The sequence below is a fragment of the Nonomuraea sp. NPDC048916 genome (assembly GCF_040649575.1).
Taxonomy (GTDB): Bacteria; Actinomycetota; Actinomycetes; order Streptosporangiales; family Streptosporangiaceae; genus Nonomuraea.
In genome coordinates, this window is record NZ_JBEZFS010000022.1 from 62026 (window position 1) to 86911 (window position 24886).

The 24886-nt window shown below is 71.5% G+C and carries 22 protein-coding genes; 7 read left to right on the forward strand and 15 right to left on the reverse strand.

Annotated elements, in window-relative coordinates:
• Position 1: 1 nt before the first annotated feature.
• A complete protein-coding gene (locus AB0C16_RS23870; RefSeq protein ID WP_357686106.1) occupies positions 2 to 784 on the reverse strand; it encodes a hypothetical protein in 783 nt (260 codons plus the stop codon).
• 140 nt (positions 785 to 924) lie between these two features.
• On the opposite strand from AB0C16_RS23870, the gene arfB reads away from it, so the two are divergent.
• The gene (gene arfB / locus AB0C16_RS23875) at positions 925 to 1332 is read left to right on the forward strand and encodes an alternative ribosome rescue aminoacyl-tRNA hydrolase ArfB (protein WP_357686107.1); all 408 of its coding nucleotides are present in this window, start codon (positions 925 to 927) and stop codon (positions 1330 to 1332) included.
• A gap of 28 nt (positions 1333 to 1360) precedes the next feature.
• On the opposite strand, the gene AB0C16_RS23880 is transcribed toward arfB, so the two are convergent.
• The 9 genes from AB0C16_RS23880 to AB0C16_RS23920 form a co-directional block, all read right to left on the reverse strand.
• Entirely contained in the window at positions 1361 to 2554 is a 1194-nt protein-coding gene (locus AB0C16_RS23880; RefSeq protein WP_357686108.1) for an FAD-dependent oxidoreductase, read from the reverse strand.
• Positions 2555 to 2642: 88 nt separating this feature from the next.
• Positions 2643 to 4046, reverse strand: a complete 1404-nt coding sequence (locus tag AB0C16_RS23885) for a hypothetical protein (protein ID WP_357686109.1) — start codon at positions 4044 to 4046, stop codon at positions 2643 to 2645.
• Positions 4047 to 4110: 64 nt separating this feature from the next.
• On the reverse strand, positions 4111 to 5802 hold the full coding sequence (locus tag AB0C16_RS23890) for a thiamine pyrophosphate-binding protein (protein WP_357686110.1): 1692 nt from the start codon (positions 5800 to 5802) through the stop codon (positions 4111 to 4113).
• 382 nt (positions 5803 to 6184) lie between these two features.
• Positions 6185 to 8509 (reverse strand): N,N-dimethylformamidase beta subunit family domain-containing protein, encoded by a 2325-nt coding sequence (locus AB0C16_RS23895; RefSeq protein WP_357686111.1) that lies wholly within the window; start codon positions 8507 to 8509, stop codon positions 6185 to 6187.
• Complete coding sequence (locus AB0C16_RS23900; RefSeq protein ID WP_357686112.1) at positions 8506 to 9333, reverse strand: SDR family oxidoreductase; 828 nt, start codon at positions 9331 to 9333, stop codon at positions 8506 to 8508. The genes AB0C16_RS23895 and AB0C16_RS23900 overlap by 4 nt, the downstream gene beginning before the upstream one ends.
• The gene (locus AB0C16_RS23905; protein WP_357686113.1) at positions 9330 to 10472 is read right to left on the reverse strand and encodes an ABC transporter ATP-binding protein; all 1143 of its coding nucleotides are present in this window, start codon (positions 10470 to 10472) and stop codon (positions 9330 to 9332) included. Before AB0C16_RS23905 ends, AB0C16_RS23900 begins: the two co-directional genes overlap by 4 nt.
• A 35-nt stretch (positions 10473 to 10507) precedes the next feature.
• A complete protein-coding gene (locus AB0C16_RS23910; protein WP_357686114.1) occupies positions 10508 to 11296 on the reverse strand; it encodes an ABC transporter permease in 789 nt (262 codons plus the stop codon).
• Entirely contained in the window at positions 11293 to 12207 is a 915-nt protein-coding gene (locus tag AB0C16_RS23915) for an ABC transporter permease (RefSeq protein WP_357686115.1), read from the reverse strand. Before AB0C16_RS23915 ends, AB0C16_RS23910 begins: the two co-directional genes overlap by 4 nt.
• Complete coding sequence (locus AB0C16_RS23920) at positions 12192 to 13283, reverse strand: extracellular solute-binding protein (protein WP_357686116.1); 1092 nt, start codon at positions 13281 to 13283, stop codon at positions 12192 to 12194. The genes AB0C16_RS23915 and AB0C16_RS23920 overlap by 16 nt, the downstream gene beginning before the upstream one ends.
• A 226-nt stretch (positions 13284 to 13509) precedes the next feature.
• Between AB0C16_RS23920 and AB0C16_RS23925 the strand changes: the two genes are divergently transcribed.
• On the forward strand, positions 13510 to 14202 hold the full coding sequence (locus tag AB0C16_RS23925) for a GntR family transcriptional regulator (protein WP_357686117.1): 693 nt from the start codon (positions 13510 to 13512) through the stop codon (positions 14200 to 14202).
• Position 14203: 1 nt separating this feature from the next.
• On the opposite strand, the gene AB0C16_RS23930 is transcribed toward AB0C16_RS23925, so the two are convergent.
• From AB0C16_RS23930 to AB0C16_RS23940, 3 genes are all read right to left on the reverse strand, one after another.
• Positions 14204 to 14767, reverse strand: coding sequence for an NAD(P)H-dependent oxidoreductase (locus AB0C16_RS23930; RefSeq protein WP_357686118.1), 564 nt, complete (start codon positions 14765 to 14767; stop codon positions 14204 to 14206).
• Between the two features lie 170 nt (positions 14768 to 14937).
• Positions 14938 to 16896 (reverse strand): AarF/UbiB family protein, encoded by a 1959-nt coding sequence (locus tag AB0C16_RS23935; protein ID WP_357686119.1) that lies wholly within the window; start codon positions 16894 to 16896, stop codon positions 14938 to 14940.
• Between the two features lie 9 nt (positions 16897 to 16905).
• Positions 16906 to 17826, reverse strand: a complete 921-nt coding sequence (locus tag AB0C16_RS23940; protein WP_357686120.1) for an acyl-ACP desaturase — start codon at positions 17824 to 17826, stop codon at positions 16906 to 16908.
• Between the two features lie 83 nt (positions 17827 to 17909).
• Here AB0C16_RS23940 and AB0C16_RS23945 point away from each other — a divergent pair, with 83 nt between their 5' ends.
• Entirely contained in the window at positions 17910 to 18383 is a 474-nt protein-coding gene (locus tag AB0C16_RS23945; protein WP_357686121.1) for an NUDIX hydrolase, read from the forward strand.
• On the opposite strand, the gene AB0C16_RS23950 is transcribed toward AB0C16_RS23945, so the two are convergent.
• The gene (locus AB0C16_RS23950; RefSeq protein WP_357686122.1) at positions 18340 to 18969 is read right to left on the reverse strand and encodes a hypothetical protein; all 630 of its coding nucleotides are present in this window, start codon (positions 18967 to 18969) and stop codon (positions 18340 to 18342) included. The genes AB0C16_RS23945 and AB0C16_RS23950 overlap by 44 nt on opposite strands.
• 56 nt (positions 18970 to 19025) lie before the next feature.
• Positions 19026 to 19808 carry an HAD-IIA family hydrolase gene (locus AB0C16_RS23955; RefSeq protein ID WP_357686123.1) on the reverse strand — a complete coding sequence of 261 codons (783 nt, stop codon included), beginning with the start codon at positions 19806 to 19808 and terminating at the stop codon, positions 19026 to 19028.
• 57 nt (positions 19809 to 19865) lie between these two features.
• On the opposite strand from AB0C16_RS23955, the gene AB0C16_RS23960 reads away from it, so the two are divergent.
• From AB0C16_RS23960 to AB0C16_RS23975, 4 genes are all read left to right on the forward strand, one after another.
• Positions 19866 to 21068, forward strand: coding sequence for a M20 family metallopeptidase (locus AB0C16_RS23960; protein ID WP_357686124.1), 1203 nt, complete (start codon positions 19866 to 19868; stop codon positions 21066 to 21068).
• Positions 21069 to 21158: 90 nt separating this feature from the next.
• The gene (locus AB0C16_RS23965; RefSeq protein ID WP_357686125.1) at positions 21159 to 21911 is read left to right on the forward strand and encodes an aminotransferase class IV; all 753 of its coding nucleotides are present in this window, start codon (positions 21159 to 21161) and stop codon (positions 21909 to 21911) included.
• The gene (locus AB0C16_RS23970; RefSeq protein WP_357686126.1) at positions 21896 to 22894 is read left to right on the forward strand and encodes a zinc-binding alcohol dehydrogenase family protein; all 999 of its coding nucleotides are present in this window, start codon (positions 21896 to 21898) and stop codon (positions 22892 to 22894) included. Before AB0C16_RS23965 ends, AB0C16_RS23970 begins: the two co-directional genes overlap by 16 nt.
• Positions 22895 to 23055: 161 nt before the next feature.
• Positions 23056 to 24885, forward strand: a complete 1830-nt coding sequence (locus AB0C16_RS23975; protein ID WP_357686127.1) for an ABC transporter substrate-binding protein — start codon at positions 23056 to 23058, stop codon at positions 24883 to 24885.
• The last annotated feature ends 1 nt before the right edge of the window (position 24886 follow it).

A 24886-nucleotide genomic window follows, 5' to 3' on the forward strand; every position in this document is an offset into this window, starting at 1 on the left:
CTCACGGATGCGGTCTGACCGGCTCGGTGACCGTACGCGACCGCGACGGTGGCACGTACACAGGCAGCGACCGATGGCCGGCCCGGTAGGCCGAGGCGAGCAACCGGAGCAGGTCACTCTCGGCGTCGTGCCGCAGGATCCCGTGCAACCGGGTCAGATCGTTGAGGTAGCGCTCATACCGTGCCTGCTTCGTGTGCCGCGACCCGCCGAGCGCGGCCACCGCCTTGGAGCGCGAGGCGCCGTCCTCGATCAGCGCCGCCACGTCCAGCCTGCGTTCGATCGCCTCCAGCCTGGCGTGCACCCGCTCCTTGCGGCGTTCCTCGGGGGTGAGCCGGTCGCAGACGCGTTCGTGGTAGCGGATGGCGGCCAGGCTCAGCTCGTGGACGGTCCACGAGTCGTCCAGCCGTCTCTCGCACCAGCCCCGCTGGTCCTCGGCCATCGCCTGGTCCAGCCTGGCCAGCAGCGACACCAGCCAGAACGTCGCCATCTCCTTGCCCAGCGTGCGGCGTTCGGCCTCGCCGGCCCGGACCTGGCTGAACCACAGGCCGCTCGGCGCCACCGCGCCCAGCAGGGTGGACAGGTACTCGTCGAGCACGATCCCGCCCACCAGCGCGACCGACGCGGACACCAGCCCGGTCAGCACGATGATCGTCACCGCCAGCCGCCGGCCGGCGGGCCCGAACGGCCGGCCTTTGCCCTGGCAGCGCAGCAGGAGGAACCCGACGGCGGAGACCAGGGCCAGCCCGATCGTGAGGCCCACCTGCCCGGCCGTGACCTCCTGCATGGAATCCGCCTTCCGTGCTGGATGTTGAATTCCATAGTCGCAGCGATAACGGGCAATGGAAATGCTGTTGCCTGTCGCATATGTCCGCCAGATACGGTGAAACTCTCACCAGGCGCTTTCAACGACAGGAGCACGCCGCCATGCCCGGCCCGCTGATCGTCAGCAACTCGGTCGTCGTCCCCGACGCCGAGCTCGTCTGGCGCTTCTCGCGTTCGTCCGGGCCCGGCGGCCAGGGCGTCAACACCACCGACAGCAGGGTGGAGCTCAGCTTCGACGTGGCGGCCAGCACGGCTTTGCCGCCGGCGCTGAAGGCCCGCGCGCTCGAGCGCCTGGGCGCCCCCGTCATCACGATCGCCGCCTCGGAACACCGTTCCCAGCTGCGCAACCGGGAGGCCGCCGAGCAGCGGCTGGCCCAGCGGCTGCGCGAGGCGATCGCCCCGCCGCCGAAGCGCCGCCGCCCTACCAAGCCGAGCCGGGGGGCCGTCGAGCGGCGCATCGCCACCAAGAAGCACCGCGCCGACCTGAAGCGTCTGCGCCGCGACCCCTGACCCGCGGGGCCGAGCGGGTCACGCCCGTTCAGGTCCAGAGGCGCTCCGGGTCTCCGGCGTTCAGGAGCGCGGTGACGTCGTCCAGCGGCGGGTAGATCCGTTTCTCCACGATGGTGCGCTTGAGATCCTTGGCGCTGCCGCCGGTGAGCTTGACGGAGCGTTCCCATCCGGTGGTGAGGAGGGCGCCGGCCGCCCCCAGGTCGAGACAGGTCACGTAGGGCTGGGGCGCGAACTCCAGGGAGGGCCGCCCGAGCAGGTCGGCCGCGGCGTTGTGGCCGGCGTATCTGCCGAGGGGGATCGCGTACTGGCAGCTCTGCAGGGTCGGATGGTCGGAGTCCGCCATCGCGGCCGCGGTGTCTCCGGCGGCGAACACCTCCGGCGACTCCGGCACCCGGAGGTGCCGATCGACGCGCAACCTGTCCAGGCCGTCACGGCGGCCCGGGATGTGCCGGGTGAGCGCGCTCGCCGCCATGCCGGCCGTCCACACGGTGGTGTGCGCGGAGATCTCCGTCCCGTCGGTGAGGCGGACGTGGGCGGCGTCGAGCGACGCGACACTCGAGTCGAGACGGACCTCGATGCCGAGCTCCTCCACCGCGGCGCTGATGATGGGATGCGGCCCCGGGCCGAGCTCCGGCCCGAGCATGCCCGCGCGTTCCACCAGCACGACACGGACCTCGTGGGCGGCCGGTCCGGCGAGCGCGCGGAGCCGCCCGACCAGCTCGGTCGACACCTCCAGGCCGGTGAAGCCCGCCCCGACGACCACGGCGGTGAACCGGCCGGACCCCTCGGGCCGAGCCGGGAGCGCGCGCAGGTGGCTGTCGAGGGCGACCGCGCGGGCCAGGGTGTCGACGTCGAACAGGTGCTCGCCACCGGGCAGGTCCGGCCGGCGCAGGGCGCTGCCGCTGGCCAGGATCAGGCGGCGGTAGCTCAGCCGCTCCGTCCGCCCGTCGCCGTGCGTGACGGCGACCGACCGGTGGTCGCTGTCGATGGCCGTGGCGATCCCGGGCAGCCGCGTGACGCCGACGGGGTGCAGGATCCGTTCCAGCGGCACCCGCAGCGCCGCCGGGTCGGCTTCGTACAGGCGCGGGCGGATGACGAGGTCGTCGCCCGGGGTGACCATGGTGATCGTCAGGCCGGCACCGTGCTCATCGCGTAACCGGGCGGCGGCCAGAGCGCTCCACACCCCGGCGAATCCGCCACCGATGATCAAAATATCTGACATTTCGCTTACCTCCGTATACACAGGGTGAAACGCATACGGCCCAAGGGCGGGGACGTCGAAGGGCCCGCCCCGGCGCCGGGGCGCGGGCTCAGCCGGGCCACAGGTCGAGCGCCGCCGACTCGCGCGCCCAGATGTCGGCGAGCGTCTCGCGCCGGCGCACCAGCCGTACGTCGCCGTCGTCGAGGTGCACGACCGCCGGCCGGGGAAAGCCGTTGAACTGGGTGGACAGCACCTCGCAGTAGGCCCCCTGGTTCAGCAGGGCCACCAGGTCGCCCTCCCGCACGGCCGGCAACGAGACGTCCTCGGCGATGCTGTCGTACGCGCACGTGGGCCCCACCAGCTCCACCGGCAGCGGATGCGGCGCGGCGCCGGGCCCGTGCCCGACCACCAGCAGGGGAAAGCCGACCCGGTTGAGCCCGCGGCCGGTGAACATGGTCATGGCGCAGTCGAGCGTGACATAGCGTCGCTCTCGCGGGCGGGTCACGTCCTTCACGTCCTGGACTCCGGCGAGCAGCAGCACGGCGTTGCCCACGTGGAACCCGCCGGTCTCGAACTGCACGATCGGATCCCAGTCGGCCCCGGCGAGCCCGGCCGCGATCGCCTCCGCGTACTCGTCGGGAGTGGGCAGCGTCCTGAACTCGCCGTCGCCGCCGTTGCCCGGCGTCGAAAGGTACACCGACCGTCCGGAGCGCAGCCCGCCGCCGAGGTTGAGGCGCGGGGTGACGATTCCCATCCGGCGTCGCAGCAGGTGGGCGAACTCCACGATCTCCTCGGCGCAGCGGGCCTGGTGCATGAGCTGCCGCTCGGCGGTGAAGTCCGCGCGGTAGCCGGGGAAGCCGGCGTGGTGGGTGAGCCCGGCGAACTCTAGCTCCTCCGACGCCACGATGGCCCGGACGACGGCCTCGGCGTCACCGCTCTGCGTGCTCGAGCCGAACTTGCCCTCGGCGATGCGCAGCGTCCGCTCGTAGCTGGGGTCGCTCCGCAGCAGGCGGGCATAGGAGAGCTTCAGCCGGACCGCGCACGGCACCGTGACGCCCAGCGACCGCGCGATCGCCCGGATCCGGTCGACCTCGGCGATCGAGTCGACGTTGATCTGCCAGACGCCCAGGCGGATGGCGGCGGTGAGGTAGGCGCGCGACTTCCCGTTGCCGTTGATGATCACCTTGCCGGCCGGCACACCGGCCGACACGGCGAGCGCGAGCTCGTACTCGGAGCTGCAGTCCAGCGCCGCCCCGAGCCCCGCCATGGTCTGGACGACCGCCCGGTTGTTGTTCGCCTTCATGGAGTACGCGATCACCGGCCGCGAGAGCCGGGCGCTGAGCGCGGCGTGCAGGGTCGTGTAGTTGAGCCGGAGCTGGGAGGCGGAGATCGCCCACGTGGGCGTGCCGTGGCGGGCGGCCAGCTCCGCCAGGCTGACGCCGTCGAACGTGACGGAGCCGTCCGGGGCGTGGGCGAGCGCCTCGGGCGCGTGGGACAGGTCGGTCACGGTCACCTGGGCACCATCCTTGGGTCGGGGGCACCGTACCGGCGCCGGGAGGAGTTCATGATCATGAGGGTCAGCGGCCCACGTGCCGTCCGGCGTTGAACGGGGGCATCGCCTCCGGGTCGACGGCGACGTCGATCAACGCCGGCCCGTCCTGCGCGAACGCCTCGCGCAGGGCGTCCGCCAGGTGGTGGGGGTCCGTCACCCGGCGGCCGTGGATGCCCACCGCCGACGCGAGCCGGTCGTGCCGCACGTCGGCGAAGTCCAGCCACCTCGGCGGCCGGTCGTTCAGGTCGTGCCAGAGGCGCTGGTAGGCGAAGCAGCCGTTGTTGAGCACGACGACCACGACCGGCAGCCGCTCCCGCGCCAGGGTTTCCAGCTCGCCCCAGGTGAATCCGAACCCGCCGTCGCCGACGACGGCGACGACCCTGCGGCCGGGGTGGGCGACCTGCGCTCCGATGGCCCCGGGCAGGCCGAACCCGAGAGTGCCGGCCGCACGCCCGTAGGTGATGGCGGAGACGTCGCGGCCGACGGTCAGCGCGCTGAGCGCCCAGATGCTGGAGTAGCCGGCGTCGCAGACCACCAGGGCGTCCTCCGGCAGGGTCTCGCGCAGGTCCGCGTACACGCGGGCGGGCGCGACGGCCTCGCCCGGCGCCCGCGCCGCGGCGGCCTGGGCGGCTCTCACCTGCTCCCATCGCCGGGCGAGCTCGCGGGTGACCGCCGACAGGTCGCGGGATTCGGGCCGCGCGGCGCGCAGGGCGTCGTTGATCGCCTCAAGGGCCAGGCGGGCATCGGCGGCGATGGGGAGCTGGTCGCGGGGCGAGCGGGCGAGGCGGTCGGCGTCGACGTCGACGCGGATCACGGTGCTGCCCGGCGCGGGCAGTCTGCCGCCGTCGGTGGTCGCGCCGTCGAGATCCGATCCGACGACGAGGACGACGTCGGCGGCCGCGAGCCGCGGGTTGGCCACGCTGCCCGATCCGCCGGTCGCGTCGCTCATGAATCCGGCGACACCGGCGTAGAGAGGATGGGTCTCCGTGATGACGCCCCGGGCCATGGCCGTCAGCGCCATCGGGGCGGCCAGCCGCTCGGCCAGCTCGGTGGCCGCGGCTCCCGCTCCGGCGATGCGGGCGCCGTTGCCGAGCAGCAGCACCGGTGACCGGGCCCCGGCGAGGATGGCGGCCGCCCGCGCGGCCACCTCCGGTGCGACGCCCGCGGGGGCAGGGAAGGGCTCGTTCCGCGATGGCCGGGCCGGCTCCACGGAAGCGCCGAGAACGTCGTTGGGCAGGGCCACCAGGACGGGACCCGGGCATCCGCTCATGGAGGTGCGCAGCGCCCTGGCCACGGCCGGCGCGACGTCCTCGGGCCGCTCGGGTCGTGCCGCCCACTTGACGATCGGCGCGACCACGCCGAGCATGTCGACCTCCTGGAAGGCGCCGCGCCCCCGGACCGTCGTCTCCACGTCGCTGACCAGCGCGACAACGGGTGAGTTCGCCTCGCGCGCTTCGAACAGCGCGGTGACGAGGTTGAGCGCGCCGGGGCCGTGGATGCCGCAGGCGACGGCCGGTCGCCTGGTCAGCCGGGCGACCGCGTCGGCGGCGAAACCCGCCGACCGCTCGTCGCGCATGGTCACCGGCCTGATGACGTCCGGGTCGATCGCCTCGTAGAGCCATTCCGGGGAATCCTGGCCGAAGATCTCGGTCACCCCGTGGCGGCGCAGCTCCTCGGCGACGGCGTGACCGGCGTTGCGCGCGGCGGGCTCAGACATGGGCGCCGGTCCGCCGCCCAGGGGCCGCGCCGGCGGGCCGCCGCGGCCGGAGGTGGCCGGCCGAAGCCGGGGCTGGATGCCGAACGATCATCGCATCTCCTTGAGGGTGGAGACCCAGCCCTTCAGGGCGGGGAGGAAAGCCGGAACAATCCGGCAAAATCGAACACTTATTCTATATCTGGCTGATCTTGCAGTAGCGTGTGAGGCGGGCGCAGATCGCGAAGCGGGCCTGCAAATACCGCTTCCACCCGGCCCGGGAGCAGGCCGAAGAGCTTGCCCGGAACGCCGCCGGGTCGCCGAGAGGGTCACGGCGGGGCCGGACGTCGGTTCCCGACAACTCGGCAATTGTATAATTGGATCCTATTCCTCCCTCAGAAGGCCGTCAAGGGACGGTATCGGCGGTGATTGGATACAACTCGTGTCCCGGCGTCGGCCCGGGCGAGACGGAGGTGTCCATGAACCGGCGCAGCACGTTCCCGGTGATGCGTGAGACGTTGTTGTCGTAGTCGTTGTGGGAGAGGCTGCCGACCCAGTCGATCGAGCCGACCGCGAACACCGCTCCCCCTCCGGGGGTCTCGAAGAAGGTGAGGTCGGCCCGGACGTCGGCGCACTCCGTGCCGCCCTGCCCCGGCTTCATCGCCAGCACCTCTTCGACCACGTGCTGGAACAGGTCGCTGTGGCCGCCCTGGGAGGTCGCGACCACGAGGGCGTGCGGCGGCGTCCCGAGCGAGACGTCCGCCCGGTCGGTCTCCGCGCCGGCCGCGCCGCCGCCGTTGTTGCCGAAGTCGCCGATCGGCTCGTCCTCGTCCACGCCCTCGAAGATGAAGGCGGCGCGCGGATCCCGGCTCGCCGGCGTGCGGTGGTAGGGAACGGAGGGCCCGCCGCCCTGCGCGGTGAAGCCGACGCCGGCGAGCCGTTGCGGCGGCCGCCCGCGGTGCCGCCACAGTCCGCCCGGCTCACCGTTGGAATGATGCTCCTCGCCGGGCGCGCTCGCCCATGCCCGGGTGCCCGCGTGGCCGCGGCGGATCTCGATCACATGGGGGCGATCCGGGAGGACCGTCGTCACCCAGTAGAACCCGTTGCCGCCCAGGTACATCAGCCGGCCGCCGGTGTCCGCGTAACACGTCAGCGCCTCGAGCATCTCGCCGCTGACGTACTCGGGATGCATGCCGGTGAGGACCACGTCGTAGCGCCGCAGCAGCGCGAGGCCCTCCTCGTGGAGGTCGTCGTCGGTGATCACGTCGTAGCCGACGTCCCGCGCGTTCAGCCAGTCGAGGAGGTACATGTCGCCGCTGAAGCACCACCCGCCTCCGCCGCTGAGGAACCAGCGGTAGGTGGGCTGGACGTTGAGCATCGGCCGCAGCCGTGAGACGTGCGCGACGCCGGATCCGTCGGAGTGCAGGTTGTAGAGCGACGGCCCCAGATCACGGCGCTCGCCGATGACCGGGTCGATCTCGTCGATCACCACGTCGGCGCCCCCGGTCATCTCCCTCATCCGGACGGGGTTGTGCCGCAGGTTGGAGTAGGCCATGTAGGTGAAGGTCGAGGCCAGGAACGCGATCCGCCGGCGGGCTCGCCCGCGCGGTGGGCGTACGAAGAAGACCACGAAACACTCCTCGCCGTCCGAGCTGAGCCGTGCGGCGTAGGCTCCGCCGGCCAGCTCGTCCGGCACCTCGTAGCGGAAGGCCGGATCCCAGCGGGCGTCGTCGAGGTCGTCGTCGTGGAAGTGGATCGCGCCGTACTCCCCGGGCGCCAGGCGGTGATCACGGTATCGCCCGGTCCAGCGGTGACCCGTCACGGCACGCAGCGGAGAGTTGACCGTCTCGCCGTGGAAGCCGTGCCCCGACACGTCCGTGATCCGCCGATGCTCCATGTCCAGGCTGAAGTCCCAGTCGGCCTGGACCTGCCCCGGGGCGAGGTCCCTGCCGTCCGCGCCGTCGCGCAGCCGCGCCATCTCGGCAGCCGTCAGCGCCCGATCGAGCACGCAGGGGCTGTCGATCTTGCCGTTGAACCCGCCCTCGAGGCGGGGAGGCCGCCGGCCCCCTGCCGAGCCGGCCAGCGCCTCGCCGGCGATGAGGACGGGAGCGCCGGGGTCGATCCGCGGGCCGGCGCCGATGTGCCCGGTCCGGTCCGCGCGATCGGGGTCACCGGCGTAGCGCCGCAGCGGCCGCTGGAGGAGGCGCACCGTGCCGGCGGCCGGATCGAGCGCCGCCGCCACGAGGTACCAGTGCCCGGCCAGGAGCGGGACCCCCGTGCCGACCAGGACGTCGCCGGCCCGGCACGCGAGCGCGCCGGTCTCGTCGAGCAGCAGGCCGAAGCCCTCGCCGGGCTCTTCGCAGCCCTTCGTCAGGATCCCCTGGCGGCGGCCGCCGCCAGGCGCGGTGGGGCAGATCCACGCCTGGACGGTGAAGCCGGGGCCGGACAGCAGCCGGGCGTCGCCGGCGACCGTCGCGTACGAGCCGGGCCGCAGCTCCTGGACGCCGCCCGCGTACGTGCCGTCGACCGCGGCGCCGGCCCGTTCGTACGCGAACGTCTCGGCCGCGCCCCTGGTGCGCGGTCCGCCGCGGGTCAGCCTGACGATCTCCGCCTGGTAGCGCTCGGGTTCGGCGCTCACCATGAAGGTGATCGTCTCACCGGGCGCGACCGACCAGCGATCGGCGTATCCCATGAGCCGCCCGTTGCGGCGCAGCGTCTTTCCCGCGGTCATCCGCGCAGACCTCCATCGACTCGAATGACCTGGCCGGTGACGTAGTCGGACAGATCGGTGGCCAGGAACTCGATGACCCCGGCGCAGTCCTCCACGGTGCCGAGCCGTCGCAACGCGATGTCCCGGGTCACCTCGTCGAGGCCCAGCTCGCGCATCTTGGGCAGCAGCCGTCCGGTGCCGATCGCCCCCGGCGCGATCACGTTGGCGGTGACGCCTTCCGGGCCCAGTTCCTGAGCGAGACAGCGGGTGTACATGATGATCGCCGCCTTGGCCGCGGCGTAGTGGGCGTAGCCGCCGTCCGGCCGGGGCTGGAGCCCGGAGACCGACGACACGGTCACGATCTTTCCCGACCGTCGAGCGCGCATCACCTCGGCGACCGGCGCGCACGTGTTGACGGTCGTCAGCAGGTTGCGGTCGAGCACGGCGGCGAGCTGGCCCAGATCGAGGCGGGAGGCCGTGTTCTCCGTCATCGCGCCGGTTCCGCCGCCGGCGTTGCACACGCAGACGTCGATGCGGCCACAGGCGTCCATGACCTGGTCGACCATCTGCCGGGCCGACCGCGCGTCGCTCAGGTCGGCTTCGATGGCCAGCGCGCGACCGCCCATCGCGGCTATCTCGTCCGCGGTGCCGGCCGCGGTCATCAGCTCGCGTTCGGCGTCGAACTCCTCGTAGGAACGCAGGTCGCGATCGACGACCACCACGGCCGCGCCCAGCCGCGCCAGCCGCAGCGCGTAACCGCGCCCGATGCCGCGGGCCGCCCCGGTCACGATCGCGACCTGACCGGCGAGCGCGGCACGGCGTGGGCCGGTGGCCGTGGCGCTCACGAAGTCACCTCACGGCCCGGAGCCGGCGCCTCGAGGACGACGGCGTCGGCGCACTCCCACGTGAGCCGTACGGCGTCGCCCCGGCCGAGGCCGGCGTCCGCCTCGGCGGCGCCGACCCGCGCCTGGCGCAGGCTGCCGTCGGGCAGCGCGACCAGGTACCTGCGGCCGGAGCCGAGGTAGATCACGTCCTGGACGACGCCGGTCAGGACGTTGCCGCCGGGGCCCGGCCCGGGATCGCCCGCGGGCTCGTCCCGCGTCAAGCGGATGCGCTCGGGACGGACGATGACCGCGGCGCTCGTCCCGTTGCCGGGACGGCGTGACCCGTCGGGCGCCACGGCGATCGGCGGCAGGTCCGGGGCGACGACGCGGGCCACCCTCCCGGTGCCGTCGAAGGTGCCGTGGAAGACGTTGGACTCGCCCATGAACTGCGCCACGAAGACCGACTCCGGGCGCTCGTAGAGCTCCTGGGCCGTGCCGACCTGCTTGATCCGGCCGTGGTCGTAGATGGCGATGCGGTCGCTCATCACGAGGGCCTCTTCCTGGTCGTGCGTCACGTAGCAGATCGTGATGCCGAGCTCCCGATGGATGCGCATGATCTCGAGCTGGAGCGCCTCGCGGAGTTTCTTGTCGAGCGCCCCCATGGGCTCGTCCATCAGCAGGACCTGCGGCTCGAAGACGATCGCCCGGGCAAGCGCGACCCGCTGCTGCTGCCCGCCGGAGAGCTGGCGCGGGTAGCGGTCGCCCATGCCCTCCAGGTGGACGGTGGCCAGCGCCGCCTCCACCCGGTCGAGCCGCGCCCCCTTCGCGACCCCGCGGGCCCGCAGCGGGAACGCGATGTTCTCGGCGGCGGTCAGGTGGGGGAACAACGCGTAGTTCTGGAAGACCACGCCGATGTCCCGGCGGTGCGCGGGAAGCCGGGTGATGGCGCGGTCGTGCAGCCGCACCTCGCCGGAGTCGGGCTCCACGAACCCGGCGATGATCTTCAGGGTGGTGGTCTTGCCGGAGCCGGAGGCCCCCAGCAGGGTCAGGAACTCGCCCGGGGCGATGCGGATGGAGACGTCGTCCACCGCGGCCACCTTGCCGTAGCGCTTGCCGACCCCGCACAGCTCCAGCCGGCCGGGGGATCTTGTGGATGTCATGGTCGATGTCATGGTCGATGTCATGCCGGGTTCCTTCAAGTCTTGAGCCCGCGCCGGGCGGCCAGGGCGACTCCGAGCGCCGTCACGGTGACCAGGACGAGCAGGGTGGCCGCCGCCGCGACCGTCGGGTCCACTCCGCTGCGCAGCTGGTTGAAGATCACGACGGGGAGGGTGCGCACCACCGGGTCGGTCACGAACAGCGCGACGACGATCTCGTCCCACGAGGTGATGAACGCGAACAGCGCGCTGGCCGCGACTCCCGGCGCGACCAGGGGCAACGTGATCCGGAAGAACGTGGAGACAGGTCCGGCGCCGAGGCTCAGGGCCGCGAGTTCGAGGTTGCGGTCGAACGAGCGCAGGCTGTTGGTCACGGAGACGATGACCAGGGGAAGCGCCAGCACGGTGTGCGCCAGCACCAGCCCCGCGGTCGTGCCGACGATCCCGAGCCGCACGAAGACGAAGTACGTTCCGATCGCGGTGATGACCGTCGGGACGACGATCGGGCTCAGCGACAGCGAGCTGATCAGCTGCCGGCCGCGGAAGCGTCCCCGGGTGAGCCCCAGCGCGGTCGTGGTGCCGATGGCCGTCGCCGCGAGCGCCGTCCAGAGCGCCACCTCGAGGCTTTTCAGGGTCGCGTCGCGCCAGGCCGGGTCGGCCAGCAGGGTCTCGTACCACCTCAGGCTGAAGCCGCGCGGCGGCCAGCGCAGCAGGCTGCCCTCGGTGAACGAGAGGGGGATGACGACGAGGGTGGGCAGCAGCAGGAAGACCGCGATCAGCGCGACGGCCGAGCGCAGGCCGCCCTTCCAGGGGATCCGGCGCATCATTCCTCGTATCCCATGACGGTGCGCAGGTCGACCAGCCGCGTGCCCGCCCAGACGATGGCCAGCGTCGAGACCAGCAGGACGACGCCGAGCGCGCCGCCCACGCCGAACTCCAGCTGGCCGCTGACCTGTTCGACGATGAGCTGGCCGACGAGCGGCTCGCCCGGGTCGCCGAGGATCGCCGGGGTGAGGTAGAACCCCAGCGAGATGACGAACACGATGAGGCTGCCCGCGTAGACGCCGGCCTTGCTGAGCGGCAGGAAGACCCGGCGGAACGCGGTGAGCGGCGACGCGCCGAGGCTTTTGGCCGCGCGGGTGAGATCCGGGTCGATCCGCCGCATCCCCGCGTAGAGGGAGAGCACCATGAACGGCAGCAGCACGTGCGTCATGCCGATGGTCGTGCCGAGCGCGTTGCGGATCAGCGGGAGCGGCTCGTCGACGATGCCCGCGCTCATCAGCGCGGTGTTGACGATGCCGCTGTCCTGCAGCCACACCGACCAGGCGAAGGTGCGCACGAGGATGCTCGACCAGAACGGCAGCAGCACGAAGAACCCGAGCACCAGGGCGAGCCGGCGGCCGGAGACGTGCATCACGTAGGCGTACGGATAGCCGAGCAGCAGGCAGGCTCCGGTGGTGACCGCCGCGACGAGGAACGTCGTGACGTAGGCGTCCCGGTAGACGGGTGACTCCGTGAAGACCGCGTAGTTGACCGGGGACGGCTCGGTGAGGCTGAGGATGGCCATGTCCCCGATCGGCCAGCCGAAGAACAGCAGCAGGAACACGACGCCGGGGAGGGCCAGGAGCCCCCAGCCGGGCGTCCGCCTCGCCGTCCTCGCCGTCCTCGCCGTCAGGCTCCCGGAGGCCACGGCGGGTCCTTCGGGCGGGTCCTCCGGGCGGGTCACCGCTTCAGCCATTCGTTCAGCCGCTGCGCGAGCATCTTCTGGTTGTCGGCGTAGTAGCGGCTGTCGTAGGCGAAGGAGGTGCCGCCCTTGCCGGAGGGCAGGAAGTCGTAGGTGGGCGCCGACTCGTCGGGCCGGGCGTCCGGGTGGCCGGGCGCGACCGGGTAGATGTTGGACAGCTGGGCGTTCCGTTCGCCGCCGGTCATGTAGGCGGCGAGGGCCATGGCGGCGTCCTTGTTCTTCGCCCCCTTCGGGATGACGAGGTAGTCGCTGCCGAGCCCGTACTCGTTCCACACCACGCCGATCTTGGCGCCGTCACGCGCCATGGCGTACGCCTGGCTGGAGAAGACGGACGCGAGGGTGACCTCTCCGTCGGCGAGCAGCCGTACGGTGTCCGTGGGAGAGGGCGCCCAGATGAGCGACGACCTGATGGTGTCGAGTTTGCGGAAGGCCCGGTCGACGTCGAGCGGGAACAGCTTGTCGATGGCCACGCCGTCGGCCAGCAGCGCCGACTCGTAGATGCCCGTGGGGCCGGACACCCGGAAGAAGGCCCGCTTTCCCGGGTAGGCGTCGAGATCGAACCACTCGGCCCAGGTCTTCGGCGGGTCGGGCGTCTTGTCGGTGCGGTAGCCCATGACGCTCGCGTACCGGTGCAGCGGCACGCGGTATCGGGTGCCGCCCTCGCCCGCGAGGCAGTCGATGAGGCCGCAGTCGAGTGGTTCGAGCAGGGCCTCCTGATCGCCGGTGCCGAAGTCGCCGCCGACGTCGACCAGGTCCCAGGTGACCAGGCCCGACTTCACCATCGCCTCGATGCGCGCGTAGTCGGTCGACCCGACGTCCTGGACGATCTTGATGCCGGGGTTGGCCAGCATGTACGGGTTGAGGTACGCCTGTTCCTGCGCCTTCTGCAGGGCTCCGCCGTTGCTGGCGAAGGTCACCGTGGTCGTGCCGCCGCCGGCGCTCCCGCCTCCGCCGCCGTCGCCGCATCCGGCGAGGAGCTGGGGCATGGCCAGCAGGGCGGCGCCGCCCAGCCCTCCTCGCAGCATCTGCCTGCGGGTCGGCCGGAGCCCTCCGCGTTCGTGGTCTCGCATGGTTCCACCTTTCGCCGTCTCACTCCGCGGTGGCCCCGTCAACGGGGAGTGCCTGGAAGAATTGGATCCGAGTATCCAATTCACCTAGATAGCTGTCAAGAGAGTCTTCCAGCGGGCGACACCAGGCCGTCTCACTGGGGGCGGATCGTTCTTTGCGACCCGGCGGCGAGCGTATGTAGGATCCAATTATCCAGAGGTGACTCGGCTACGGAGAGAACGGAGAGCGATGGCATCCGACGCGCAGCAGTGGCGGACCCGGCGTCAGGGAGGCGAGTCGCTGAGCCATTTCGTCACGCGGGCAATCCGGGAGGCGATCGTCAGCGGCCTGCTCGCCCCCGGCGAGCGCATCCCGCAGGAGCAGATCGCCGGCGCGCTCGACGTGAGCCGCATCCCCGTGCGCGAGGCGCTCCGGCAACTGGAGAGCGAGGGCCTGGTCCACCTGACGCCCAACAGCTTCGCCCGGGTCGCGAAGCTCGACATCACCGAGGTCCGCGAGATCTACCTCATGCGCGAACGGCTCGAACCGCTCGCCATCGAGCTCAGCACGCCCCGGCTCACCGAGGCGCAGCTCCGGCAGCTCCGCAACCTGCACACCGACATCGAGGCCGACCGGGACAACCCCGAGACGGTCCTCCAGCTCGACCGCGAATTCCACCTGGCCTGCTACGAGGGAGCGCCGGCCCGGCTGCGGCGGATCGTCGGCGACTTCTGGAACGCCACGCAGCACGCGCGCCGGGCGTACAGCAACACGGTCCGTCCCGACGACGACGAGCACGAGGTGATGCGCGCCGAGCACTATCTCATCTACGTGGCGCTCAAGGAGGGCGACAGCGAGCAGGCCGGGGCGCTGCTGCGCGGCCACATCGCGCGCACCCGGACGCGGCTCGAACGCGAGCTGTCCGGCGAGGCCGGCGCCTGAGTCAGGCCGAGAGGGCCGGCTCCCTGAGAACGGGCTCGCCGAAGGCGGGCTGCCCGACGGACACCGGGCACAGCTGGCGGACCACGTCGAGCACCTGGTCGCGCAGGTAGCGGGCGATCAGCCGGCCCTTCTCGTCGAAGTGGGGGCAGCTGGGCGAGATGACCAGCTCGCCGCCCATCACGACGGCTCCCGCGGCGGAGAGCTCCTTGTACAGCTCGGCCTGCGCCCACATGGCGCCGCAGGCCCGCGCGCTGGCGCTCATCACCGCGACATGCTTGCCGGCCAGCGCGCCGAAGGCCGACAGCCAGCCCAGCGTGTGGGTCAGCTCGGCGGGCAGCAGGCTGTGCTCGGGCGCGGTCAGCACCAGCGCGTCGGCCTCGTCCAGCGACCGGAGCAGCCCCGCCACCGGTTCGGGCGGCGGCCCGGGGGTGTAGGGCGGCACCTCGGCCAGGTCCGGCCAGCACCCGAAGTGCACGCCGGGCGGCAGCTCGCCGCCCACCGCCTTCAGCAACCGGTTGACGAAGGATCCTGCGTGGAGGCTGGCGGCGATCCCGATGATTCTCACCCTCTACTCCCGCAAGGTCGCGATGTGTGCCCGTAGTCGGAAAACTGCCCGATGTCTGGGTTGTCCAAGACCAGCCGCTGGTCAAGAGGCCATCGAGTTCGGTCAGGGCACCGGTGATCGCGCGGTGTGCCACCGGACCGCGACACCGACGGGGAGCGCCCGCCGTACGGTCAGGACCGCAGCTCGTGCGGGCGGCGGAAGATCAGGACGAGCACCCGCAGCACCAGGACGGCGCTGACGACGAGCAGGTTGTAGCCGATCAGCTCGAACAGGCTCATCACCTCGGTCACCCGTGGCCCGCCCTCGGCGCTGAGCAGCAGCACCGCCATCAGCCCGGCCGTGGCGCCGAGGACGGTGAGGAGCACCTGGTGCAGCAGGCCGGTCAGGAAGCGGCGGTCGCGCTCGTCGGCCAGGAGGCGGACGTTCATGCTGAAGCGGCCGTGCTCCGCGGCGGCCGCGATGCGCTCGACGCGGCGGGGCAGCCGGCGCAGCATCGGCAGCAGCGCGGTCGCCTCCTGGGTGATCGCCTCCTTGATCGTGCCGCCGTCGAGTTGCTCCGCGAGGTGGCGGGCGGCGAACGAGCGGCCTTCGCCGATGAGGTCGAAGCCCGGCGAGAGCCGTACCAGCGTGCCCTCCAGCGTGGCCAGGGCCCGGAAGACCGCGGCGACCTCGGGCGGGATCGACAGCCCGTAGACGGAGACGATCTTGAACAGGTCCGTGAAGAGCCGCGCGCTGTCCATGCCGGGCGCCAGGTGCCTGGCCATGAACTGGCCGAGCGCCCGCTCCAGCGCGGCCTCGTCGATCTCCTCCGGCCGGGGCACCACCTCGAGCAGCGCGTCGGTCACACCGAGGGGATCCTGCCTGTTCAGGGCGAGCAGGAAGCGCTGCAGGGCGGAGCGGACGGACGCGTCGAGGCGGCCGACCGAGCCGAAGTCGAGCAGGCCGAGCGTGCCGTCGTCGAGCAGCATGATGTTGCCGGGGTGCGGGTCGGCGTGGAAGACGCCCTCGACGAGGATCTGCCTGAGCAGGCAGTCGAGCAGGTCGCGGGCGAGCGCGGGGCCCTGCTCCTTGGTGGCGGCGGCGAGCGGCCTGCCGGACAGGCGCCGCATGACCAGGACGCGTTCGGTGCACATGGCGGTGACCGGGGCGGGGTAGGTCACGTCGCCGGCGCGGGAGGAGGCGACGGCCGCCATGTTGGCCGCCTCGATGCGGAGGTCGAGCTCCTCGCGGATGGCGAGCGCGAACCCCTCGGCCAGGTCGCGCAGGCCGAGCGAGCGGCCCCAGCGGGTGCGCGTCTCCAGGGTGGCCGCCAGCCGGCGGACGATGTCGAGGTCCTTGACCACGACGCGGCCGATGCCGGGCCGGCGCACCTTGACCACGACGTCCTCGCCGGTGTGCAGGCGGGCGGTGTGGACTTGGGCGACCGAGGCGGCGGCCAGCGGCTCGCGGTCGAACTCGGCGAACACCTGCTCGACCGGCCCGCCCAGCTCGGCGACCAGCACGGGCTCGACCTGCTCCCACGGCGCGGGCGCCACCTGGTCCTGCAACCGGCCGAGCTCGTCGGCGAACTCCGGCGGCAGCAGGTCACGCCGGGTGGACAGAACCTGGCCGAGCTTGACGAACGTGACGCCGCCGTCGTCGAGCGCCTGGCGCAGCGAGGAGGCCAGGCGAACCGTGCCGGATCGGTCCTCCAGCCGCTCGCCGCGCCCGCGCAGGTAAGGGCCGAGGCCGTGCCGGAAGGCGATCCTGGTGATCTGCGAATAGCGCCTGGCCCGCGAGATCCGGCCGCGCAGCGACCGGAAGAACTCGAGCGGCCCCGGGATCGAGCCCGGCGGGACCAGCGCCTCGGCGAGCACCAGGAGCACCATGGGGATGAGCACGATGCACATCACCACGAGGAACAACACCCACAGCGGCCCGATGCCCGCGTCGGCGGGAGCCTCCGGGACGGCGAACGAGCTCAGGATCGGCGACAGCAACGGCTCCGCCAGGGAGAAGGCGAGCAGCGCGGCCAGGAACGTGCGGATCGCGCCCAGCCTGACGCCGAGGAGCCGCCGCGCGGCCCCCGCCAGCGCGATGATCATGACCAGCGCGGCGAAGGAGACGATGAGCGTGGCGGGGAGGTCCATGGGGACCGATCATCGCATGGCGGCTCGGGCCTTTCGTTCCTCCCTGCGGGCGACGAACCTGGCGGCCGTGGTCTCGGTCTTGGCCAGGAAGGCGGCCAGCTCCTCGCGGGCCCGCTCACCCTCGGCGTCGAGGCCGGTCTGGTCGAAGACGGCCCACTGCCGCAGCACGGGCATGAGCACGTCGTCGAGGTGGAGGCGCAGGTCGTAGATGCCCTCGTGGGCGATGATCATGGCCTTGCGGGTGAATCCCTCGATGCTGGAGCCCGGCATCTGGAAGGTGGTGACGACGTCGGTCACGGCCCGCATGGTCTGGTTGGGGTCGAGCTCGAAGGCCGCCTTGAGCAGGTTGCGGTAGAAGAGCATGTGAAGGTTCTCGTCGGCGGCGATGCGGGCCAGCAGCCGCTCGCAGCCCTCGTCGCCCGACGCCCGGCCGGTGTTGCGGTGGGCGATGCGGGTGGCCAGCTCCTGGAAGGAGACATAGGCCAGCTGCTGGAGCATGGTCCCGTAGTCGGTGATGTAGCCCGTCTCCATGTGGGTCATGCGGGCGCGCTCCAGCGCGACGGGGTCGACCGCGCGGGTCACGGTCAGGTAGTCGCGGATCGCCGTGCCGTGGCGGCCCTCCTCGGCGGTCCAGCGGTGCACCCACGTGCCCCACGCGCCGTCGCGGCCGAACGTGGTGGCGATCTCGTGGTGATAGCTGGGCAGGTTGTCCTCGGTCAGGAGGTTGACGATGAGCGAGACGCGGGCGGCCTCAGGGATCTTGGAATCGCTCTCCTGCCAGGCCTCGCCCTGGTAGAAGCCGTCGAAGTCGCGGCCTTCGCTCCACGGGACGTACTCGTGCGGGAACCACTCCTTGGCCATCTTGTGATGACGGTCGAGCTCTCCCGCGACCACGGGCTCCAGCTCGTGCAGCAGCTCCGTCTGAGTCATCGCCATAGAAGATCCTTTCCTTCAGGTTACGGCACCGTAGGTTAGGCTACCGGAGGACGGTGCCCGTCTCATAAAGTGCCCCTATGCGACCGAGTGTCCGTGGTGTCCTGCTCGATCATGACGAGCGCCTGATGCTCTTCCGGCGCACGGTGCCCGGCCGCCAGATCTACTGGTCGGTGCCGGGCGGCCACGTCGAGCCGGAGGACGCCACACTCGAGGACACCCTGCACAGGGAGTTACTCGAGGAGCTGGGCGCGACCGTCTCCGGCGTCACCCCGCTCATCACGGTGAGTTACCCCTGGCAGGGCGGGATCAAAACCCAGCACGTGTACGGCTGCCGCCTGGTCGGCCTGGATCCGGCGCTGCGCCACGGTCCCGAGCTGGACGACCCGGCGCGCGGGCGCTACGAGGTGGTGCGGCTGCCGCTGCGCAGCTCGGAGATCACCTCCCGGCACGTCGTGCCGGAGCCGGTCGCCGACTACCTGTCGGCCAACATCTCGGCCCTGCCGGGTCTCATCCGCCGCGGCGGTCCTCGATCTCCCACAGATGGTCGATGACGTGCCAGGCCAGCCTGCGCACGGCGTAAGCGGGCGTCCAGCCGGTGCTCCGCGGCGGCTGCCAGGGGCGTGACAGCACCTGGGCGAGCTCCTCGCGCAGCGCGTCGCGGTCCTCGCGGGACGTGTACGGCTTGTGCCGCACGCCCACCTGGCGGGCATAGGAGCGCTCGGCGTCGACGACATGGTGGTAGATCTTCGTGAGGTCGCGCCCGCCGCCGCGCGGCCCCTTGCGCAGTTGCTCCGGTGAGACGGCCACGACCTCGTCGAACAGCTCCCACGCGGCCCGCAGCACCGCCACGCCGCGTTCGGCCCGCTCGGCGCCGACGGGTTCGGAGTCGAGCTCGCACTCGGCGCCGGGCGCGCCGAAGTCGGTGGTCGCGCTGCCCGGCACCCGGCCGACGACCTCGGGCGGGCCGGGGTCGAACGTCAGCCCGGCCCGCTCGGCGATCACGCGGTAACGCGGCACGTAGTCCATGAGCAGGTCGACGGCCGCCTCCTCGCCCTTGGCGACCCGGCACCAGCCGGGCCAGTCCAGCGAGCAGGCGAAGACCCTCTTGGGGCCGAGCTCCAGGTAGATGCGGGTCATACGGCCAGCCTGCCACCCGTACCTGTCAGCGGCCGTCAGGTAAGGCGGCCGGCGATTCAGACCAGGTCGAGGAGGTCCGCGACCGAGCCGACCACCAGGGAGGGCCGGAAGGGGAAGCGGTCGACCTGGTGCCGCTGCGTGACGCCGGTGAGCACGAGGATCGTGTAGAGCCCGGCCTCCATGCCGCAGACGATGTCGGTGTCCATGCGGTCGCCGATCATGGCGGTGGTCTCGCTGTGCCCCTCGATCTTGTTGAGCGCGCCGCGCATCATCCGGGGATTGGGCTTGCCGACGAAGTAGGGCTCGACGCCGGTGGCCTTGGTGATCATCGCGGCGACGGCGCCGCAGGCGGGGAGGGAGCCTTCGATGGACGGGCCCACTGGATCCGGATTTGTCGCGATAAATCGGGATCCGCCGTCGATGAGGCGGATTGCCCGGGTGATCTGGGTGAAGCTGTAGGTCCGGGTCTCACCGAGCACCACGTAGTCGGGGTCGAGGTCGGTCAGCACGTAGCCCACCTCGTGCAGCGCGGTGGTCAGCCCGGCCTCGCCGACCACGTAGGCGGAGCCGGAGGGCCGCTGGTCGTCCAGGAACTCGGCGGTGGCCATCGCGGAGGTCCAGATCGACTCGGGCGGCACGTCGAGGCCCGCGGCGGCGAGCCGCACCGACAGGTCGCGCGGGGTGTAGATCGAGTTGTTGGTCAGCACCCTGAACGGCTTGCCCGAATCGGCGAGGCGCTTGATGAACTCGTCGGCCCCGGGGACCGGCCTGCCCTCATGTACCAGCACGCCGTCCATGTCGGACAGCCAGTAGTCGATCCGTTTACGCTCAGTCACCATGACATCGTACCGATCTGGGGTTGCCTATTCCGTATCCGGTATATGAACAATGTCCACATGTCGTTCACCGAATCCGCCCATGACATGCGGGACGAGCTCGTCCGGTTGCGTCACTCGCTGCACACCACACCCGAGGTCGGCCTCACCCTGCCGCGCACCCAGGAGAAGGTCCTCCAGGCGCTCGACGGCCTCCCCCTGGAGATCACGACGGGGAAGACGCTCAGCTCGGTCACCGCCGTACTGCGCGGAGGCGCGGGCGCCGCCGGGCAGGCGCCCTCGGTCCTGCTGCGCGGCGACATGGACGCGCTGCCCGTCGCCGAGCGGAACGACCTGCCGTACATCTCGCGGATCGACGGCCAGATGCACGCCTGCGGCCACGATCTGCACACCACGATGCTGGCGGGCGCGGCGCACCTGCTGAGCGCGCGGCGCGAGGAGCTCGCGGGCGACGTGATCTTCATGTTCCAGCCGGGTGAGGAGGGGCACGAGGGCGCCAGGCACATGATCGGCGAAGGCGTGCTCGACGCCGCGGGCGCCCGGCCCGTCGCCGCGTACGGCATGCACGTCATCTCTGCGATGCTGCCTCCCGGCCTGTTCGCCTCGCGGCCGGGCCCGGTGATGGCCGCCGCCGACGTGTTCGCGGTGCGGGTCAAGGGGCGCGGCGGCCACGGCTCCAGCCCGCACCGCGCGCTCGACCCGATCCAGGCCGGCTGCGAGATGGTGTCGGCGCTGCAGACGATGGTCACCAGGACGTTCGACGTGTTCGACCCCGTGGTGGTCACCGTGGGCCAGTTCCACGCGGGCACCGTGGACAACGTGATCCCCGAAGAGGCGTACTTCGAGGCGACGGTGCGCACGTTCAGCCCGGGCAACCGCAAGCTGGTGAAGCGGCGGCTGGTCGAGGTCGTCGAGGGCATCGCGGCGGCTCACGGGCTGGGTGTGGAGGCGTCGTTCGGCATGGGCTACCCGGTGACGGTCAACGACCCGGGCGAGGCGGACTTCGCCGGGCGGACCGCCGACGAGTTGTTCGGCCCCGGCCGCTACTTCGTCTCCCCGCAGCCGGCGATGGGCTCGGAGGACTTCTCGTACGTGCTGGAGCAGGTGCCGGGCGCGTTCGTCTTCCTGGGCGCCTGCCCGCCGGATCTCGACCCGGCCACCGCCCCCTACAACCACTCGCCGGAGGCGAGGTTCGACGACTCCGTCCTGCCCGACGGCGCGGCGCTGTACGCGTCGCTGGCGATGTCGCGGCTGGCGTCCTGACGAGCCCCCGCCGCTCTCCCACCTCGTACAGGTCGACCCCGTACGGCCCGCCTTCCCGCGTCCGGGCGGGTCGTTCCGTAGGCTGATCTGGTGATCGATCGCGTCGCTGTGGACGGGCGGCCGGCGCAGGCCGCCGACCTGGGTCTGGCCGTGGCCGCGCGCTACGGCCACTTCACCGCGATGCAGGTGCGGCGGGGCCGGGTGCGCGGCCTCGACCTGCACCTCGACCGGCTGGAGGGCGCCAACGCCGAGCTGTTCGGCGTGCCCCTCGACCGCGAGCTGGCCCTGGCCTCGGTCAGGGCGGCGCTCGGGGGCGAGCCCGACGCGAGCGTGCGGGTCATCGTGGTCGACCGGGGCGGCATCCGCGTGATCGCCACGGCGACTCCCCCGGCCGAGGTGGCCACCGAGCCGCGGGCCGTCGTCTCGGCCGCCTACCAGCGCTTCCTGCCGCACATCAAGCACCTGGGCGGCTTCCCCCAGGCTTACCTGGGCGAGCGGGCCCGGGCGGCGGGCTACGACGAGGCGCTGCTGGTCGGCCCCGACGGCCGCATCTCCGAGGGCGCCATCACCAACCTGGGCTGCTTCGACGGCGAGCGCGTGGTCTGGCCCGACGCGCCGATGCTGCACGGCATCACGATGCGGCTGATCGAGCGCGCCGGGCCGCCGTGTGTGCGCAGGCCGCTCACGGCGGCCGACCTGCCGGGGCACCGGGCGGTGTTCCTGGCCAACTCGATCGGGGTCGTGCCGGTGGGCCGCGTCGACGACCTCGCGCTGAAGGTGGACGAGGAGATCATGGCGCGGCTGATCGCGATGTACGAGGAGACGCCGTGGGATCCGATCTGATGTGGGCGTGGGTGGTGGCCGAGCCGGGCCCGATGGCGACCGGACCGCTGGAGATGGAGGAGCGGCCGATCCCCGAGCCCGGCCTGGGCGAGGTGCTGGTGAAGGTGGAGGCGTGCGGCGTGTGCCGTACCGACCTGCACCTGGCGGAGGGCGACCTGCCGCCGCGCCGGCCGCGCACCGTGCCCGGCCACGAGGCGGTGGGGCTCGTGGTCGGCGGCGAGGGGCTGCCGCTGGGGTCGCGGGCCGGGGTCGCCTGGCTGCGCTCGACCTGCGGCGCGTGCCGCTACTGCCTGCGCGGCTCGGAGAACCTCTGTCCCTATTCGGCCTACACCGGGTGGGACGCCGACGGCGGCTACGCCGAATACCTCACGGTTCCGGCCGCCTACGCCTACCCGCTGCCCGAGGACGTGCCCGCGGAGCGGCTGGCGCCACTGCTCTGCGCCGGGATCATCGGCTACCGGGCGCTGCTCCGCTGCGACCTGCCCGAGGGGGGACGGCTCGGCATCTACGGGTTCGGGGCCTCGGCCCACCTGACCGCGCAGGCGGCCATCGCCCGGGGGGCGACGGTGCACGTCGTGACCCGAGCCCCCGCCGCCCGGGCGCTCGCCCTCGAACTCGGAGCCGCCTCCGCCGACGCCACCGCGCCGCCCGAGCCGCTGGACGCGGCGATCCTGTTCGCGCCGGTGGGGACCCTTGTACCACCTGCGCTCGAAGCACTCGGACGTGGGGGTACTCTGGCAGTCGCGGGGATCCATCTCACCGACATCCCTCAACTGAATTACCAGCGGCATCTGTTCCAGGAGCGGACCCTGCGGAGCGTGACCGCCAACACCCGTGACGACGGCCGGGCCTACCTCGATGTGGCGCTCGCCCACCCTCCACACGTGACGATCACGCCCTACCCGTTCGATTCCGCCGACCTGGCGCTGACCGACCTCGCAGAAGACCGGGTCAGCGGCGCCGCGGTCCTCCTCTTCCCCTGACGTTCCGGCACGTGAAGCCGAGCACCATTGCGCAGGAGGATGAAGGAAAGTTACATTAACCTCACAACGTCTGGAGATTATTGACGCACCCAGAGCGTAACCGTAGGGTCCGGTCAATCCCACAGATCTTTAACAGGTCCGACATCCCCCGGAGCGGCATTATGAAGCGACTAGCAGCGGTAGTGGCGTTGCTGGGCCTTGCCACCGCCACCGCGTGCAGCGGCGGCGGCACCACCAACGACAAGTCCTCTTCGGGCGGTGGTGGCGGGCTCTTCACCACAATTGACGTGAACAGGCCGGGCCTTGAGCCATCGGCCCCGCCCAACCCGTACGCGCCCAAGGGCAACTCCTTCTCCGCGTACAACTCGATGAAGCTCGGCTGGGTCAAGAACCACCTGACCGACCCCAACCAGGCTCTCCCCGGGCTCGCCGCGAGCTGGGAGATCGCCCCCGACAACTCGTCGATCACGCTGAAACTCCAGCCGAACGCCAAGTGGTCCGACGACAAGCCGGTCACCGCCGAGGACGTGAAGCTGTCCATCGGCATCGCCTACACGGTCGGCAGCACGGCTTTCGCGGTCACCCCCGGCGCGGCGGGCGCCGCCAGCGAGGTCACCGTCGTGGACAACGCGACCGTCAAGATCACCCAGGACATGGCCAACCCCAGTCCCAAGTTCGCCCGCGGCGTGCTCGACACCACCGTGGTGCCCGCGCACGTGTGGAACAGCGTCCTGCCCGCGGACTTCTGGGACAAGCTCAAGGCCGCTCGCGGCGACGGCGCCGACGCCGAGAAGGCCCGCGAGGAGATCACCGGCCTGGGCGAGAAGGTGCTGGCGTTCGCGCCGCCCAAGGACGTCTCGGCCGGCCCGTTCGTGCTGGAGCGGGTCAACCCCGGCGAGGCGCTGCTGGTCAAGAACAAGAACTTCTTCAACGCCGCCAACGTCGCACCCGACCAGGTCAAGTTCCTCAACTACACCGGCAACGAGCAGATCTGGAACTACCTGACCGCCGGCAAGCTGGACCACTCCGGGTTCGTCGCCGCCCCTACGGACGTGATGAACCGGATCAAGGCCGCGCCGGGCAGCGAGGTCATCAAGGGCTACTCACCGGTGGCCGTGGGCCTGGCGTTCAACCAGTCCAAGAAGCCCTATGACAACGTGCACGTGCGCAAGGGCCTGGCCCACCTGATCGACCGCGAGGAGGTCACCAAGGTCGCCTCTCCCGAGGGCGGCACGGCGGCCATCACCACCAGCGGCATCCACCAGAAGGCCGCGCAGGCCTGGATCCCCGAAACGCTGGGCCAGCTCGAGCCGTACAAGATCGACGTGGCCAAGGCCGAGGAGGAGTTCAAGGCGGCCGGGCTGACGAAGAAGGACGGCAAGTGGGCCCTGGCCGACGGCTCGCCGTGGAAGGTCTCCATGCACGCGCCCGCCGGCTTCTCCGACTGGCTGTCCGCCCAGGAGAACATCAAGAGCCAGCTGATCAAGGCCGGTGTCGACGCCGAGGTCGTGACCACCACCGACTTCCCGCTCTACCTGGAGGAGCTGGCCGCGGGCAAGTATGACGCGGGCTTCTGGCTGATGGCGCTCGGCCCCGCGCCGTACGACATCTTCCAGCGGCTCTACGGCGCCTCCAACGGCTGGACCAACGTCGCGGGCAAGATCAAGCACTCCCCCGCGGGCAAGGCCGGCAACTGGATGGGCGGCCCCGAGGAGATCGAGGTCGACGGCACCAAGATCAACCCTGGTGAGCTGACCGCCAAGCTCAACTCGTCCACCGAGGAGGAGGCGAAGCCGATCATGTCGCAGCTGGCCAAGGCGGCCAACCAGGACCTGCCGGTCATCCAGCTCTGGGACTACGTCAACACCCAGTTCGTCAACAACAGCCGCTTCACCGGCTGGCCGCACGACGACGAGATTCTCCGTCTCGGCACCGGGGTGCTCGCATCCGGCGTGTGGATCCAGGCCGGCATGGTCAAGTCGAAGCCGTAAC

Excerpts from the sequence above, each read along its gene's own strand:
- AB0C16_RS23935 (WP_357686119.1), bottom strand. The coding sequence starts at position 16,896 with ATGGACCTCCCCGCCACGCTCATCGTCTCCTTCGCCGCGCTGGTCATG.
- AB0C16_RS23890 (WP_357686110.1), bottom strand. The coding sequence starts at position 5,802 with ATGTCTGAGCCCGCCGCGCGCAACGCCGGTCACGCCGTCGCCGAGGAG.
- AB0C16_RS23870 (WP_357686106.1), bottom strand. The coding sequence starts at position 784 with ATGCAGGAGGTCACGGCCGGGCAGGTGGGCCTCACGATCGGGCTGGCC.
- AB0C16_RS23955 (WP_357686123.1), bottom strand. The coding sequence starts at position 19,808 with ATGGTGACTGAGCGTAAACGGATCGACTACTGGCTGTCCGACATGGAC.
- AB0C16_RS23880 (WP_357686108.1), bottom strand. The coding sequence starts at position 2,554 with ATGTCAGATATTTTGATCATCGGTGGCGGATTCGCCGGGGTGTGGAGC.
- AB0C16_RS23945 (WP_357686121.1), top strand. The coding sequence starts at position 17,910 with ATGCGACCGAGTGTCCGTGGTGTCCTGCTCGATCATGACGAGCGCCTG.
- AB0C16_RS23960 (WP_357686124.1), top strand. The coding sequence starts at position 19,866 with ATGTCGTTCACCGAATCCGCCCATGACATGCGGGACGAGCTCGTCCGG.
- AB0C16_RS23910 (WP_357686114.1), bottom strand. The coding sequence starts at position 11,296 with ATGATGCGCCGGATCCCCTGGAAGGGCGGCCTGCGCTCGGCCGTCGCG.
- AB0C16_RS23915 (WP_357686115.1), bottom strand. The coding sequence starts at position 12,207 with ATGGCTGAAGCGGTGACCCGCCCGGAGGACCCGCCCGAAGGACCCGCC.
- AB0C16_RS23975 (WP_357686127.1), top strand. The coding sequence starts at position 23,056 with ATGAAGCGACTAGCAGCGGTAGTGGCGTTGCTGGGCCTTGCCACCGCC.
- AB0C16_RS23920 (WP_357686116.1), bottom strand. The coding sequence starts at position 13,283 with ATGCGAGACCACGAACGCGGAGGGCTCCGGCCGACCCGCAGGCAGATG.
- AB0C16_RS23905 (WP_357686113.1), bottom strand. The coding sequence starts at position 10,472 with ATGACATCCACAAGATCCCCCGGCCGGCTGGAGCTGTGCGGGGTCGGC.
- AB0C16_RS23950 (WP_357686122.1), bottom strand. The coding sequence starts at position 18,969 with ATGACCCGCATCTACCTGGAGCTCGGCCCCAAGAGGGTCTTCGCCTGC.
- AB0C16_RS23925 (WP_357686117.1), top strand. The coding sequence starts at position 13,510 with ATGGCATCCGACGCGCAGCAGTGGCGGACCCGGCGTCAGGGAGGCGAG.
- AB0C16_RS23895 (WP_357686111.1), bottom strand. The coding sequence starts at position 8,509 with ATGACCGCGGGAAAGACGCTGCGCCGCAACGGGCGGCTCATGGGATAC.
- arfB (WP_357686107.1), top strand. The coding sequence starts at position 925 with ATGCCCGGCCCGCTGATCGTCAGCAACTCGGTCGTCGTCCCCGACGCC.
- AB0C16_RS23940 (WP_357686120.1), bottom strand. The coding sequence starts at position 17,826 with ATGACTCAGACGGAGCTGCTGCACGAGCTGGAGCCCGTGGTCGCGGGA.